Source organism: Micromonospora sp. NBC_01638, from assembly GCF_045209745.1.
GTDB lineage: Bacteria > Actinomycetota > Actinomycetes > Mycobacteriales > Micromonosporaceae > Micromonospora.
The window spans coordinates 1976487-1990752 of record NZ_CP109273.1; the positions used below are offsets into that span (position 1 = coordinate 1976487).

16 protein-coding genes, 1 tRNA gene and 1 other RNA gene are annotated in these 14266 nt (G+C 69.6%); 7 read left to right on the plus strand and 11 right to left on the minus strand.

The annotated features are described in order from the left end of the window. Positions 1-24: 24 nt before the first annotated feature. From OG811_RS09315 to OG811_RS09325, 3 genes are all read right to left on the minus strand, one after another. Positions 25-1698 carry an ABC transporter substrate-binding protein gene (locus tag OG811_RS09315; RefSeq protein WP_406073440.1) on the minus strand — a complete coding sequence of 558 codons (1674 nt, stop codon included), beginning with the start codon at positions 1696-1698 and terminating at the stop codon, positions 25-27. A 242-nt stretch (positions 1699-1940) separates the two neighbouring features. Beyond that, positions 1941-2534, minus strand: a complete 594-nt coding sequence (recR, locus tag OG811_RS09320) for a recombination mediator RecR (RefSeq protein WP_406073442.1) — start codon at positions 2532-2534, stop codon at positions 1941-1943. Between the two features lie 8 nt (positions 2535-2542). Next, the gene (locus OG811_RS09325) at positions 2543-2851 is read right to left on the minus strand and encodes a YbaB/EbfC family nucleoid-associated protein (RefSeq protein ID WP_406075613.1); all 309 of its coding nucleotides are present in this window, start codon (positions 2849-2851) and stop codon (positions 2543-2545) included. A gap of 213 nt (positions 2852-3064) precedes the next feature. Between OG811_RS09325 and OG811_RS09330 the strand changes: the two genes are divergently transcribed. Beyond that, entirely contained in the window at positions 3065-3736 is a 672-nt protein-coding gene (locus OG811_RS09330) for a DUF998 domain-containing protein (protein WP_406073444.1), read from the plus strand. 61 nt (positions 3737-3797) lie between these two features. On the opposite strand, the gene OG811_RS09335 is transcribed toward OG811_RS09330, so the two are convergent. Further along, complete coding sequence (locus OG811_RS09335) at positions 3798-6668, minus strand: DNA polymerase III subunit gamma and tau (protein WP_406073445.1); 2871 nt, start codon at positions 6666-6668, stop codon at positions 3798-3800. Between the two features lie 167 nt (positions 6669-6835). Then, positions 6836-6925, minus strand: an RNA gene (gene ffs / locus OG811_RS09340) — signal recognition particle sRNA small type. A gap of 82 nt (positions 6926-7007) precedes the next feature. Between ffs and OG811_RS09345 the strand changes: the two genes are divergently transcribed. Beyond that, positions 7008-7092 (plus strand) — tRNA-Ser (locus OG811_RS09345). 70 nt (positions 7093-7162) lie between these two features. On the opposite strand, the gene OG811_RS09350 is transcribed toward OG811_RS09345, so the two are convergent. Genes OG811_RS09350 through OG811_RS09370 form a run of 5 tightly spaced genes read right to left on the minus strand, consistent with a single transcriptional unit; the run spans position 7163 to position 10001 of the window. Then, positions 7163-7825, minus strand: coding sequence for a pentapeptide repeat-containing protein (locus tag OG811_RS09350; RefSeq protein WP_406073446.1), 663 nt, complete (start codon positions 7823-7825; stop codon positions 7163-7165). Next, the gene (locus tag OG811_RS09355; RefSeq protein WP_406073448.1) at positions 7822-8523 is read right to left on the minus strand and encodes a hypothetical protein; all 702 of its coding nucleotides are present in this window, start codon (positions 8521-8523) and stop codon (positions 7822-7824) included. Before OG811_RS09355 ends, OG811_RS09350 begins: the two co-directional genes overlap by 4 nt. Before the next feature lie 11 nt (positions 8524-8534). Continuing rightward, complete coding sequence (locus OG811_RS09360; protein WP_406073450.1) at positions 8535-9236, minus strand: WXG100 family type VII secretion target; 702 nt, start codon at positions 9234-9236, stop codon at positions 8535-8537. Next, positions 9233-9559 (minus strand): hypothetical protein, encoded by a 327-nt coding sequence (locus OG811_RS09365; protein WP_406073452.1) that lies wholly within the window; start codon positions 9557-9559, stop codon positions 9233-9235. The genes OG811_RS09360 and OG811_RS09365 overlap by 4 nt, the downstream gene beginning before the upstream one ends. A gap of 4 nt (positions 9560-9563) precedes the next feature. Beyond that, entirely contained in the window at positions 9564-10001 is a 438-nt protein-coding gene (locus tag OG811_RS09370) for a YbaB/EbfC family nucleoid-associated protein (protein ID WP_406073453.1), read from the minus strand. Between the two features lie 127 nt (positions 10002-10128). On the opposite strand from OG811_RS09370, the gene OG811_RS09375 reads away from it, so the two are divergent. After that, on the plus strand, positions 10129-10965 hold the full coding sequence (locus tag OG811_RS09375; RefSeq protein ID WP_406073455.1) for a class I SAM-dependent methyltransferase: 837 nt from the start codon (positions 10129-10131) through the stop codon (positions 10963-10965). Positions 10966-10971: 6 nt separating this feature from the next. On the opposite strand, the gene OG811_RS09380 is transcribed toward OG811_RS09375, so the two are convergent. Continuing rightward, positions 10972-11214 carry a flavin reductase gene (locus tag OG811_RS09380; protein WP_406073457.1) on the minus strand — a complete coding sequence of 81 codons (243 nt, stop codon included), beginning with the start codon at positions 11212-11214 and terminating at the stop codon, positions 10972-10974. A 200-nt stretch (positions 11215-11414) separates the two neighbouring features. Between OG811_RS09380 and OG811_RS09385 the strand changes: the two genes are divergently transcribed. The 4 genes from OG811_RS09385 to OG811_RS09400 all read left to right on the plus strand — a co-directional run bounded on the left by OG811_RS09385 (position 11415) and on the right by OG811_RS09400 (position 14155). After that, on the plus strand, positions 11415-12182 hold the full coding sequence (locus OG811_RS09385; protein WP_406073458.1) for a Scr1 family TA system antitoxin-like transcriptional regulator: 768 nt from the start codon (positions 11415-11417) through the stop codon (positions 12180-12182). Continuing rightward, complete coding sequence (locus OG811_RS09390; RefSeq protein WP_406073460.1) at positions 12173-12364, plus strand: DUF397 domain-containing protein; 192 nt, start codon at positions 12173-12175, stop codon at positions 12362-12364. Before OG811_RS09385 ends, OG811_RS09390 begins: the two co-directional genes overlap by 10 nt. Before the next feature lie 186 nt (positions 12365-12550). Then, a complete protein-coding gene (locus OG811_RS09395; RefSeq protein WP_406073462.1) occupies positions 12551-13165 on the plus strand; it encodes a hypothetical protein in 615 nt (204 codons plus the stop codon). 396 nt (positions 13166-13561) lie between these two features. Further along, positions 13562-14155 (plus strand): LuxR C-terminal-related transcriptional regulator, encoded by a 594-nt coding sequence (locus OG811_RS09400; protein ID WP_406073464.1) that lies wholly within the window; start codon positions 13562-13564, stop codon positions 14153-14155. Positions 14156-14266: the final 111 nt, after the last annotated feature.

Genomic DNA, 14266 nt, shown 5'->3' on the forward strand with positions numbered 1-14266 from the left:
GCCTACGGCGTCAGCCGTTGGACGTCACTTGGTGACGCTGACCGTGTTGAACCGCTCGTCGGTCAACGGGCTGGCCACCAGCCCCTTGACATCCTTGCTGACGACAATGGCCGGCGGGGCGTGCCAGATCGGCACAGCCGGCAGCCACTTGGCCGCGATGTCCCGGTTGACCTGCTCCCAGGCCGCCTTCTTGCCGGCCTCGTCCACGGTGCCGTCAGCCTTGGTGATGGCCTCGAACATCTCGGTCATCGACTGGTCGCCGAACTCGGCCTTGCCGCGACCAAAGAACGTGCCGACGAAGTTGCCCGGGTCGTTGTAGTCACCGGTCCAGCCGAGGATGTGCAGGTCGTGCTTGCCGAACTGCTGCACGTCGTCCTTGAAGCCACCGTTCCACGGGCGAGGCACACCGGTGACCTTGATGCCGACGGCCTGCAGGTCGTTGGCGAGGACGGTGAAGATCTCCTGCGGGTTCGGCATGTACGGCCGGGTGACGTCCGGCGGGTAGTAGAACTTCAGCGTCAGACCCTCGGCGCCGGCCTCCTTGAGCAGTTGCTTGGCCTTCTCCGGGTTGTACTCGTACTTCTGCACGTCCGGGGCGTAGCCGAGCACGGTGTCCGGCATGAACTCGTCGGCGACCTTGGCGCCGATCGGGCCCTTCGTCTGCACCAACTGCTGGCGGTTGAGCGCGTAGGCGAGCGCCTGCCGCACCCGCAGGTCCTTCAGCTTCGGGTTCTTCTGGTTGATGCCCAGGTAGAGGATGTTGAACGCCGGGCGGTTGATGACCTGGAAGCCCTCAGCCTCGAGCGCCTTGCCGTCGGCCGGGGCCGGGAAGTCGATGCCCTGAACGGTGCCGGCGCGGAGCTCCTGCTTGCGGGTGCTCTCGTCGTCGATGCTCTTGATGATCATCTTGTCCACCTTGGCCTTTTCGCCAAAGTAGTCCGGGTTGCGGTTCAGGGTGATCTCGTTCTTGGCCTTGTCCCAGCCACCGAAGGTGAACGGGCCGGTACCCACCGGGTTGGTGGTGGCGAAGGCGCTGTACTCGAACGAGTCGCCGTTCTGCTTCACCGTGTTGGCGTCGTACTTCTTCAGCGCGTCCGGGCTGGCGATCGAGAGCGCGGTCAGCGCGAAGGCACCGGGGAAGGCACCCTTGTACTGGTTGAGGGAGACGACGGCAGTGCCATCGTCCTTCGCCTCGCACTTGTTGTAGAGCGGCTTGCCGGCGTCCGGGTTCTCGTTGGCGGCAAAGCCCCCGAAGACGTCCATGTAGTAGATCATCTGAGATTGGGCGGCAGCGCCCTTCATGTTGTACCAGCGGTCGAAGTTGAAGCAGACCGCAGCGGCGTTGAACGGCGTACCGTCATGGAACTTCACGCCCTGGCGCAGCTTGAAGGTCCACACCTTGCCTTCGGGGTCGTGCTCCCAACTCTCGGCCAGACCGCCCTGCAGGTCCGCAGTGCCGGGCTTGTGGCTGACCAGCGTGTCGAACATCTGCCGGACCGGCCGGAACGACTCACCGTCATCGTTGAAGATCGGATCGAAGTTCTTCGGGTCACCGGCACCCGCGAAGATGAAGGTGCCGCCAGTCTTGGCCTCGCCACTGTCGCCGTCGCGCTCGCTTTCCACGCAGCCTGCCGCGCCGACCGCCAGAGCGGCAACGGTCGCGATGACCACAGCCGTTTTGAGCCTTCTCGCCTGCATCTCTCACCTCTGTCATGCGCATGACCACCCGAGTTGTGGCTCGGTCCGTGTGCGGGAGGCTATGACATGTCACACGTGCAGCGGAACGGGCGTTAGGCAATCGCTATCAAGCCGACACCTAGCGCCGGGGTCTGACAGTCGACGGCACGGCGAATGCTTGGGGCGACACATCGATTCCACACGGGACGGATGCCGCGACGGGTGGCACCGTCGATGACGGCACCACCCCCGCAGGTACGTGCTCAGACGGCCCGGCGGCCCTCGAAGGCCCGGCCCAGGGTGATCTCGTCGGCGTACTCCAGGTCGCCGCCGACCGGCAGCCCGCTGGCCAGCCGGGTCACTGCGATGCCCATCGGCTTCACCAGCAGCGCCAGGTAGGTGGCGGTCGCCTCGCCCTCGGTGTTCGGGTCGGTGGCCAGGATCAGCTCACGCACCGTGCCCTGGCCGAGCCGGATCATCAGCTCCCGGATGCGCAGATTGTCCGGGCCGATCCCCTCCAGCGGATTGATCGCGCCGCCCAGCACGTGGTAGCGACCGCGGAACTCACCGGTCCGCTCGACGGCCACCACATCCTTGGGTTCCTCCACCACACACAGCACCTCGTCGGTGCGGCGCGGGTCGCGGCAGATCCGGCACTGCTCGGACTCGGCCACGTTGTAACAGGTGGTGCAGAACCGCACCAGCTCCTTGACCTTGCGCAGCGCGCCGGCCAGCCGGTTGACGTCGGCCGGATCCGCCGACAGGACGTGGAACGCGATCCGCTGCGCGCTCTTCGGGCCGACGCCCGGCAGCCGACCCAGCTCGTCGATCAGATCCTGGATGGCACCTTCGTACATCTGCCGGCTCAGAAACCGGGCAGGCCGAGGCCGCCCATGCCGCCGGCAACCGGGCCCATCTTGCGCTCGGTCAGCTCCCGGGCCGCCTCGGCGGCGTTGTGCACGGCCGCGACGACCAGGTCCTCCAGCGTCTCCACGTCATCCGGGTCGACGGCCTTCGGGTCGATCTTGATGGCCTTCAGCTGACCGGCACCGGAAACGGTCGCGGTGACCAGCCCGCCACCGGCGGTGCCGGTCAGCTCGGCCTCGGCCAGCTCGGCCTGGGCGGCGGCAATCTGCTGCTGCATCTTCTGCGCCTGCTTCAGCATCTGCTGCATGTTCGGCTGTCCACCTGGGCGCACGGATGGCTCCTTCTCGCACTCGTCTGCTCGGCCGCCGCCCAGCCTAACCGCTGGGACCGACCCCGCCCCGTTCCGGTGCGTCCGCCCACGCCGGGGCCGGACGGACTTCGGCGGGTACGGCTACCACTACCCCTAACCGGCCATCTGCGGGTAGTGCGACGGGAGTCACCGCCTTGGTCTGCTTGACGCATGAAACTCAACCGCACCGGCCGGGTCGGCGCGCTGTGCGGGGTCGCCGCCGGACCGATCTTCCTCATCGCCAGCCTGATCACCGGCCTGCGGTGGCGCGAGCCGGCCTACAGCTGGGCCACCCACAACATCAGCGATCTCGGCAACGTCCACTGCGGCGTCTGGGACACCGCCCGGCCCCGCTACGTCTGCTCGCCCTGGCACCCTCTGATGAACGCCGCGATGCTGGTCACCGCCGTCCTGCTCGCCGCCGGACTCCTGCTGACCTGGCGGCTCCTCGGCCGCGGCGCAGTGGTGCGCTCGGCGCAGGCACTTCTACTGCTCGCCACCGTCGGATACGCCCTGGCGGCCGTCTACCCAGCCGACGTCGACGAGAACCTGCACGTCCTCGGCGCATTCCTGATCATGGGACTGGGCAACGTCGGCCTGCTCCTCGCCGGCTTCGCGCCGGGCACCACGACGCTCGGTCGGCGGCGACGGCTGACCCTCGCCGCCGGGCTCATCGCGCTGGTCGGGACGGTGCTGTTCTTCGCCCAGCAGGGCGTCGGGATCGGGGTGGGCGGCATGGAACGAGTCGCCGTGCTGCCCTTCCCACTCTGGGCCTGCTACCTCGGTGTCCTGCTCGCCGCATCCGCTCCTACACGCGATCTTGCACTTCCTGCCTCGACATAAGAGGACATTCCACGCAAGACGGCGACCGAAACTGCAAGATCGCCGATCCGGGGAGGCGTTGCTAGCGGGCGTCTACCTCGTCGATCTTCTCGGCGCCGAACGTCTCGCGGAGCAGCCGTACCGCCTGCTCCTCGCTGGACTCCCTTGCGGTCTTTTCGTCGATGACCTCGTCCAGCGGCTCGTCGCCCGGGTCGAACCCCTCGTAGGCGGGCGTCGCCGCTGGTGCCGCGCCACTCGGCCGACCACTGCGCGACGGGCCATCGAAGTCCGGGTCGTAGGGCGGTTCGCCGGCCCATTCGGCGTCCGCGACGGGCCGGGTCGCCGCTCCGGTACGCGCACCGCGCCCCGCCGCCGCCGCGCGAGCTGCGGCGATGGCGCTGCTCACCGGGGCACCACCGGCTGTCGCCGGCTGCCGGGCCGCGGGTGTCGGGTTACCCGCCCGTCCGTCCGGTTTAGCGGTCGCCGCGCCAGAGCCACCTGAGCCACCACCGTTCGGTCCCGCGCCGCCGCCGTTCACCACGCCGGGGCCGCCGCCGCTCGATCCGGTGCGGGCCGCGTCGCTGCCGTTCACGTTGGTCGGTGCAGGTGCCGAGCTGGAGCCGCCCGAGGCGGGGTCGCGGTCGTCCACGGCAGCGCCGCCCGGCCGGGCGGCTTCCGGCCAGTCCTCGCCATCCGTCGCCTGGGCGGCGGGAGCGTTGCCGCCGGGGCGAGCAGCCTCCGGCCAGTCGTCCTCGTCGTCCGCTGACGACGCAGCGGGCTGAGTAGTCGTCGAGCCCGCAGCGGTGGCCGTGGTCGTCGGAGTTGGAGACGCGTTGGTCGAGATGGGCGACGCGTTCGCCGGGGCGGGTCGGGGTCGGGCATCCGCCGGAGGAGGCGGCGCGGCAGCGGCAGCGGGCGGTGCGGCAGCGGCAGCGGGCGGCGCGGCAGCCGCAGCGGCAGCGGCAGCGGGCGGTGCGGCGGGTCGGGTCGGCGCGGCGGGTTGCGAGCGCGGCGGGCCGGCCAGCGACACGCCACCTCGCTCGCCGGCCACCTCGCAGCGGATCTGCCAGCGCCCGCCCAACTCCTCGTAGAGCGCGTCGGTGAGCACCGCCGCGTGATCGGCCATCATCTTGGCCAGCACGGTGGACTTCACCGTCAGCACCAGCATGTCGCCGTCGAGTTCGCGGACCACCGCGTCGCGCATCAGGGCCGCGATCCGCTTGTTGGTCCGGTTGACCTTGCCGACCACGTCGGGCCAGACCCGGCGTACCGCAACCGCGTCCAGTGCCGCAGCCGGCGCACCGGGTCGTGGCGGCGCTGGCGTCGCCGGGTCCGGGAGCACCGCCGATGGCGGCACCACACGGCGTGGGGCCGGCGAGCCGGTGCCCGGCCCGGCGGGCGAGACGGGTGCGGCCCGATCGGCGGGTGCCGACCCGGCGGCGGTCGACGCACCGGGCGACGCTGGGATCGGCGAGCCGGCGGCCGAGGCATGCGAGGCCGGGGCGCCCGAAGTCGGGGCGTCCGAGACCCGAGCAGCCGAGACCTGAGCAGCCGAGGCCAGCGCAGCCGAGGTCGGGGCGCCGGCCAGCGCAGCAGAGGCGGGAGCGCCTGGGGCCGCAGTGTGCTGGGTCGGGGACGTCGCCGGGTCGACCTCCCACGGCGGTGCCGAGGTCGGGGCGTTGACGGGTGCCTGGGTGGCGGCAGCCGGGACCGGAGGGGCGTGCTGTGGGCGTACTCCCGGGTTGGTGGCCGGGGCGGAGTCGGCGGCGGCCGACGGCGCGTCGGTGCCGCTCAGGGTGAGCCGGCGTTCCATCCGCTCCAGGCGCTGGAGCAGGCCACCGGTGGAGTCGTCCGCGCCGGGCAGCAGCATCCGGGCGCAGATCAGCTCCAGCAGCAGGCGGGGCGCGGTGGTGCCACGCATCTCCACCAGGCCGTCATGCACGATGTCGGCGCAGCGGGAGAGCGTGCCCGGGCCGAGTTGCGAGGCCTGGGCGGCCATCCGCTCGATCTGGTCGGCGGGGCCGTCGATCAGGCCCTTCGCGGCGGCGTCCGGCACCTGCTGGAGCACGATCAGGTCGCGCAGCCGCTCCAGCAGATCCGACGCGAACCGGCGCGGGTCGTGCCCGGCCTCGGCCACCCGGTCGACGGTGGCGTACGCGGCGGCGCCGTCCCCGGCGGCCAGCGCGTCGCACATTTCGTCGATCAGCGCGGCGTCGGTGACCCCGAGCAGGGCGGCGGCCCGCGCGTAGGTGACGCCCCCGGGACCGGCGCCGGCCATGAGCTGGTCGAGCACCGAGAGGCTGTCCCGGGCGCTACCGCCACCGGCGCGGACCACCAGCGGGAAGACCGCCGGCTCGACGCTGACGCCCTCGGCCTGGGTGAGCTGCTCCAGGTACGGGCGGAGCACCTTCGGCGGGATCAGCCGGAACGGGTAGTGGTGGGTCCGCGAACGGATCGTGCCGAGGACCTTCTCCGGCTCGGTGGTGGCGAAGATGAACTTGACGTACTCCGGAGGCTCCTCGACCAGCTTGAGCAGGGCGTTGAAGCCCTGGGTCGAGACCATGTGCGCCTCGTCGATGACGTAGATCTTGAACCGGCTGCTGGCCGGTGCGAAGAAGGCGCGTTCGCGCAGCTCGCGGGCGTCGTCGACACCGCCGTGGCTGGCCGCGTCGATCTCGATCACGTCGATGGAGCCGGCGCCATCGGTGGCCAGCGAGCGGCAGGACTCACATTTGCCGCACGGCTCGGGGGTGGGGCCCTGCTCACAGTTGAGCGAGCGGGCCAGAATCCGGGCGCTGGAGGTCTTGCCGCAGCCGCGCGGGCCGGAGAAGAGGTAGGCGTGGTTGAGCCGCCCGCTGCGCAGCGCCTGCGACAGCGGCTCGGTCACGTGGTCCTGACCGATGATCTCAGCGAAGGTACGCGGCCGGTACTTGCGGTAGAGCGCCAGCGTCACTCGTCCCGCCTCCTCTCGAGGAGAGCCATTCTGCGCCGGTCAGGCGCGGGTGACCACCCACCACCCCGGGGCGCCTGGGTTGTCGCGCGTTGATCGACTCGACTCTTGGAAGTCGCGGTGTCCACATCCCCGGGATACCGCGAGTGGATCAACCGGCCCACAGACAAAAAGGCCTCCCGTGCACCCGGCAGAGCTCGCTTATCCTTGCTGCCTTCCGGCCCTGGGGAGGTTCACGAGATACCGCCGCACGGGAGGTGACGCCCAGCCTACCCGACCGCCCGTCGATCTTCAGGGGGTGGTGGGGTGGCCCGGCCGACGTGGGCCTGTATCCTGGCTCGCGGAGGATTCGCCTAGAGGCCTAGGGCGCACGCTTGGAAAGCGTGTTGGGTTTACACCCTCACGAGTTCGAATCTCGTATCCTCCGCTCGCTGAGCAGCACGAACGACAGGGCCGGCCCCACCTGGGGACCGGCCCTGAGTCGTCTGCACGGTTGGTCAGCCCACCACCTGGACGTTCTCCGCGCCCTGCGCCGAGAACCACGCCGCAAGTTCGCCGCCGCCGAGGGACCGGGTCGCACCCTCGTCGACGAAGACCGGACCGACGACGGCCCCCTTCGCGCCTTCGAACTGGCAGCCGAACATCCTCGCGCCACTCAGCACCGCGGGCATGCTCGTGCCACCGAGCGTGCACCAGCGCAGGCTGGCGAACTCAAGATTGGCGTCACGCAGATCGGTTTTGTAGAGCTTGGCGGAATTGAGGATCGCGTAGCTGAGATCCGCCTCCGCCAGAACCGCATCGTCGAGTTGCACCGAGAACAGCCGAGCCGAGCGGAACCGCGCTTTACCGGCTGAGCAGCCGACCATTTCCGCTTTGGCCAGGTCAGCGAAGGAAAAGTCCGCGCCCTGCAACTCGGCGTTGGCCAGGTTGGCGTCGCCGAGGTTGGCCTCCTCGAATCGGACGCCGACCAGGTCGGAATTGGCAAGATAGGCGCCGGCCAGGTCGAGACGGCTGAGATCCGCGCCGCGAAAATCAAGAAAATCACCCGACAGGTACGCCGTGGATGGAGGTGCGGCGAACCACTCCTCAAGCGCTTCCCGAGCGTCGGGGCTGTCCGGCCAGCGGATCACATCGGCGCCGCTCCGCTTATATTTGCTCATTTGTCGAACACCACCTTGCCGTCCCACTCCGGTCGTTCAGCGACCCGCGCCCTGAGATCGGCCAACGCACTCGGCGACAGGCTACGGGTGTTGAGAATGACGTTCTGTCCACCAGCGACCTCGTCGGCGAGTTTCTGCTCGAACTCCTCGCCATCGTAGCGGCCCTTCATACCCTCGGGCATCGGCTCGCCAGCCCGCCGCCCGGCGGGGAACAAATCATTGGGCGACTTGACGTCCCAGTTCTGCCCGTTGGAATCGAAGAACTCACCCTGGTCCTTCTGGAATGCGGGATCCGAGTTGTCGAGTTCGGCCCGGCGGATCGGCCCAGGGATCTTCCCATCCGCCTCGGCCGCGAGGCCAACCTCGGCCTCGATCCGGGACTTCGCGCTGATGTTGCCGTTGTGGGCCGGGTCGGCGGCGAGTTCCTCCAGCCGCCGGTCGTACTCGGGGGTGCCGGGCTTGGGGCTCTGGTATCCGTCGTCGCCGCCGGACGGGCGACCCGGCCGGTCGCCGGAGTCGCCGCCCGGCCGACCGAGCTTGAACTCCGCGGCGGCGAAATCCTGCCCGCCGGTGACGGTTTCGGGCACCTCGCTGGAGTTGCGGCGACGCTGTCCCGGGATGTCGCTGTCGCCGTCACCCGGACGCGACGACGTTCCGCCGTCACCGTTTCCGCCGGGAGGTGTCTTGGGTTTCGCCATCGTCGCCGCCCTTAGCCGTTCAGCAGCTTGGACAGGTTGGTGAGGCTGGAGATCAGTGCGCCGACGTAGGTGAGGATGCGTCCGGCCCACTTGACGACGGCCGCCACGATCGACGCGGCGATCGCCGGAATCGTGACGACGAAGATCGCTTCGATGGCCCACACGATCACGCGGGCCACCAGGTCGGCGATGAGGTCGCGGACGATATCGCGGGTAAACGCCACCAGGTTCCCGGCGGCCTGGGTTGCGGCGGCCATCGCGGCGGAGATGCCGCTCAACGCGTCGATCCCGGTGACGTTGTGCGCCATCAACGTTTGGTACGCCGTGGCGGCCTGCCCCTGCCAGCCGGGCATGTCCACCCCGAGGTGTGTCTTCAGGTCGGTGGCCATGCTCTCCAGCTCGGCGGCCATGTTGTTCCAGGTCGCCGCGTGTGAGGTCACCACGTCGGGCATGCCGGTGAGTTGGTCGAGGATTTCGCGCAGCGGCTCGAAGTATTCCATCGCCCAGCCCAGCCCGTTGGCGAGCAGGGCGCTGAAGGGGTCCAGCACCGTCGCGACGGCCTCGACGCCGAATGCCGCACCGGCCAGGAGGTCGTCGACCCAACCTTCGCTGTGGATGGCGTCGACCAGACCTTGGAAGCTGTCCGCGGCGGCCGCGCCGGTCCAGGGCTTGCGGGTCGACTCGACGCCGGCAATCAGCGATGCGTCGGTCATGACGTCTTGTCCAGTTGGCTGCCGACCTTGCGGATCGCGCTGTCGGAGTCCACGTCCGCGTTGTCGTAGTTGTCGGCGGTCGTGCCCAGCCCCTTCACCACCAGGGACAGGTTCTCTTCGACGTAGGCGATCAGCTCGTCCTGCCGAGTATGCCGACCCTCCAGGATCCCGGAGATCCACCCACACAACACCCCGTACGCCGCGTCGTCCTGCGTGATGTGGGCGCTGGCGGCCTTGACCGCGCCGAACCGGGTGCGCAACGCCTCAATGTTGCGCGCGTGCTGGCGGATCTGCTCGGCGTCGACCTCGAAACCGCTGCTCACCGACTCACCACCGGCCGTGCTGCTCGTCCGGGCCGTCCATTGAGGGGTTGGCCTCGCGCAACTGCTGCCCGACACGTTCGGCGATCGCCCGCGCCGCCGACGAATCGGTGCCCAGGGTGTCGCCGATGATCTCCTGAGCGCGGTCGGCGAGCTGCCGCTTGGCCACACCGATCGTGTTCATGATCGTCCTGGCGACGACATCGGGTGCGACCCGTTGAATCCGCTGGCCCAGCTGCAGATCGACCAACGCTCCCCCGGAGTCGACCGTGACCTCCACCAGCCCGTTGCCGTCGGCCACCGTCACCCGTAGATCCTGGATGCGGTCGCTCATCGCATCGGTGGCGGTCGCCAACTGGTCCAGGCGCCCCTTCCACTCCGCCAACCGATCCATGGCGCCGCCCGGGTCCAGTAGCCCTCCCGCGTGTGGAACCTCGGCTGTCATGTGTCCCCTCGGTCGCTCAAGGTGATCATGCTTGGCTGAGCGAGATTAACATTAGCGGGCCTCCAGGACTGTCCACGTCAGACGCCAAACCCGATCCCGCACGCTGCCCTGTGGTCTCATCGACGTCGTGACCGACGCGACGTGGCAGTGGGACGAGACCTTGTACGCGGGCAGCGCCAGCCACTACAGCATCGGTCGTCTACCCTATCCGCCCAGCCTCGCCGAGGCCATCGGCACCGCACTCGACCTCGACGGCACCGGCCGACTCCTGGACGTCGGCTGCGGGCCCGGGTCGTTGACGCTGCTGCTCGCGCCCCTGTTCGAGGCGGCGGTCGGCGTCGACGCCGACCAGGACATGCTCGTCGAGGCACGGCGCAGGGCCGACGAGGTCGGGGCCACCACCGTCGAGTGGCGACACCTACGCGCCGAGGCCCTGCCGGCCGACCTGGGCACCTTCCGGGTGGCCACGTTCGCCCAGTCGTTCCACTGGATGGATCGCCCGCTCGTGGCTGGTCACGTCCACGACATGCTCACGCCCGACGGGGCCTGGATCCACGTCGGCGCGAGCACCCACCAGGGCGTGACCGGGGACGACCCGCTGCCGTACCCCCGACCGCCCTGGCAGCAGATCGACGAGCTGGTGGCGAGTTATCTGGGGCCGGTCCGCCGGGCCGGGCAGGGGTTGCTGCCGGCGGGCACCCCCTCCGGCGAGGCCGAGATCATGCAGGCCGCCGGCTTCACCGGTCCCACTCGGATCGAGGTCGGCGGCGGGACGGTCGTGGAGCGCTCGGTGGACGAGATCACCTCGGCGGTGTTCTCCCTGTCCAGCTCAGCGCCGCACCTGTTCGCCGACCGGCTCCCCGCCTTCGAGGCGGACCTGCGCCGGGTTCTGACCTCGGCGGCGCGCGATGGCCGCTTCTCCGAGCGACGACGAGAGATCGTCATCGTGATCTGGCGTCCCTGACACCCGTCAACCGCGAGCGCGGGCCCAGGAGAGGAAGCGTTCGGTGAGCCGGGCTGGGTCGACCTCCCCGAGTTGCGCGCTGGCCTCCACCTGGAGCGTCGCCAGGTAGACGGTCATCGCCAGCCGGTCATGCCGGTACTCGGCGAGCAGCCGCAGCTTCGCCGCTGAGCAGGGCCAGGCGATGCCGCACGCCGCGCATCGCCAGGTGGGGCGGGTTGGCAGGTGATCCCGGTGGCGGCGGCGGGGCATCGGCAGGGCCTCCTTCGGCGCTGGAAGGGTGCCGCCCCGCCTCCCCGTCGGGGCGGCACCCGGACTGACGCCGACCGCCGGGCTCCTGCGCCTCCAGCGGTCGCGCCGTCTTCTGTGGACCACCCTCAGGCGCGTCACCAGACAGATACACCGCGTAGCGATATGGTCTTCAGATATTCGAGACATCTGATGGAGGGGCCGTGAACGACGCGCTTCGGGTGGCGCTCAGCGACACCGGGCACACCACCGAATCCCTCGCCGAAACTGTCGGCGTCGACCCCAAGACCGTGGGGCGCTGGTTGGCCGAGGGCCGGATCCCGCATCCGCGCCACCGCCTGGCGGCAGCGGAGGCCCTCCATAAGGACATGTCGGACATCTGGCCGGACACTTCAAGACGTCGTGACCCCATCTGGTTCCGTCCGTGGCAGGAAATCGAGCGCGAGGCGGTGTCGCTTCGCTGGTTCGAATCAACCGTCCTGCCGGGTTTGCTTCAGACCGAGGCGTACGCCCGCGCAGTGCTGACCCGCGCGGGCCTGATCCCCCGAGGCGACATCGAGCGGCATCTCACGGTGCGACTCGGCCGTCAGGGCGTGCTCAAGCGGGACGACCCGCCGCAGTTCACGGCCGTCATCGACGAGGCGATCCTTCATCGCCCGGTCGGCGGCCCGTCGACCATGCGCGAGCAACTGCTGGCCGTGGCGACCGCCTGCGCCGAGCCGCACATCCGGGTGCACGTCGTGCCCAGCACGGTCGGTGCCTACGCCGGTCTCAACGGGCCGTTCGTGATCGCGCACAGCCACGACCACCGGGTCGCCGGCTACCTCGACAACCAGCTCCAGGGACAAGTCGCTAGCGACCCGGAGGACATCGCGGCCATGATGGCGGCATGGGAGAACGTGCGCGGAGAGGCACTGTCCCACTGGCAGTCGGTCGATCTCATCACGGAAGTGGCGGAGTCATGGAGCTGAACGGCGCCCGGTGGCGCAAGAGCAGCCGCAGCAGCGGCAACGGCGGCGCATGTGTTGAGGTCGCCGACAATCTGCCCGGCATCATCGGCGTACGGGACTCCAAGGACCCCACCGGCCCGGCGCTCGCCTTCGCGCCGATGGCCTGGCGCGCGTTCGTCAGTCGGCTCGCCCGACGCGCCTGACCGTCACGCGTCGTGCACGTCGGCCGCGCCTCGCGTGCGACGGCGGCGCCTCGCGTACGACGGCGGGCGGTCGGGAGTCAGCGAGCAGGAGCCCCGGCGGGAGCCGCGGCCGGTACCGTGCCACTGACGGGCCAGGGGCCGTCGTACACATGTTCTATCCACAGGCTGTGGACGGCGGAGGGTCCAATGGGTTACCAGCTCAGCGCGGTGGTCGCGGACGCCGAACTGCTCCGCGAGCAGACCGCCGAGCTGGATCACGCCGTCCTCGGCGAACTGCGCCAGGATTTCGGACTGCTGCCGGTCACCCCACAACTGGTGGTGGAGCTGACCGGGTCACTGCCGGATTTCGCGACGGATGACCGGAGTGCCGAGCACCCGTTCGGCCTGGTCCTGTCGACGGCGCTGGTCGAGTTGCTGGCCCGCTGGTCGCAGGTGGGGCCGGTGGCGTATCTGGAGGCGGAGTTCGGTGGTGGCGCCGGCTACCAGTCGGCGGCGGTGTGGCTGGGTGGGGCGCCGTCCTGGGGGCCACGCTTCGACGACGAGTTGGATTCGCCGCGCGAGCAGTGGCCAATCAACGGGGCACTGACCCAGCTGGGTGTCGAGCCGGGCGCGTGGATCGACCCCTTCGCCGAACTGGGGCTGCACCTGGAGCGGAACACCGACGGATGGCTGGCGCACGGGCGTCGTCGACTGAGTGCCGACTACTGGGATGAGCTGGTCGAGCAGTGGGAAAACCAGTATTCCGGCGACCGGCAGCAACCTGAACGCTCCCGTTCCGTTGGGGACTGGGGGATTCCATGAAATTGCGACAATTTGCGTTTATTGCCACGCTGATGACGGCTGCCTCGATTGCTGGCAGCGGCGTACCGCCAACCGGGTCGATGCGGGACCGCCGGCCCGCCGGCAGCGTGGAGATCATCGACTTGAACGGCCTGCGCAACATCGAGTTCGGTGCCACCGAGGACGAGCTGACCCGACGCGGCATCCTGCGTACCAGCCTGGATGCCTGCGGGCCGATGCTCGTCGGCCATGACACGGTCAGCCCGGTCTTCGTAGAGGACAAACTGGTGCTGCTCTGGGTCGGCGACCCGATGCGGACACCGGAGGGCATCACGGCAGGCTCACCCGTAGACCAGGTCTGGGACCGCTATCCGCTGGTCACTCGGCTTGCCGCTCCACAGGGGACGCACCGTCTCGATGGGCTGCTCGCCCGCAGCGGCGACCGCGCGTACCTCTTCCTGCACGACGGGCGCACGGTCCGAAAAACCATCGCCGGGTACGCGGACTGGGCCCGCCGCCTCTTCGACGAGGGTGCGGGCCCGTGCTGACCGGCGCAGACTGATCAGGGCCGCCCGCCGGCAACACCCGGGGCTGCCAGTGCTGCTGCTGTCCCAGTACGTGGAGCGCGCCTACGCAACCGAACTGCTCGCCGACGGGCAAGGCGCCGTCGGTTACCTGCTCAAGGACCGGGTGTCCCGGGTCGATGAGTTCCTCGACGCGATGCGTCGGGTCGCCGCCGGCGGCACCGTGCTGGACCCGCAGGTCGTGGCCCAGCTCGTCGCCGCCCGGCGCAGCCCGCTCGCCAACCTCACCCCACGTGAACGCGAGGTGCTCGCGCTGATGGCAGGAGGCAGCACCAACACGGGCATCGCCGCTCAGCTCGTGATCACCGAGCGCGCGGTGAGCAAGCACATCGGGAACATCTTCACCAAGCTCGACCTGTCACCCGACACCGATGTGCACCGCCGGGGCGCCGCCGTGCTCACCTTTCTCCAAGATCCGGGCCGGTGAATGGGTCGATCTACCGTGGACCGACCCACCCGTCGCGTCCGGGCTGGCGATGGCATCAGCCGCGGAGCGACCGCCAGAAGTCGTACGAGTGCGCTGTGGCGAAATCAGTCG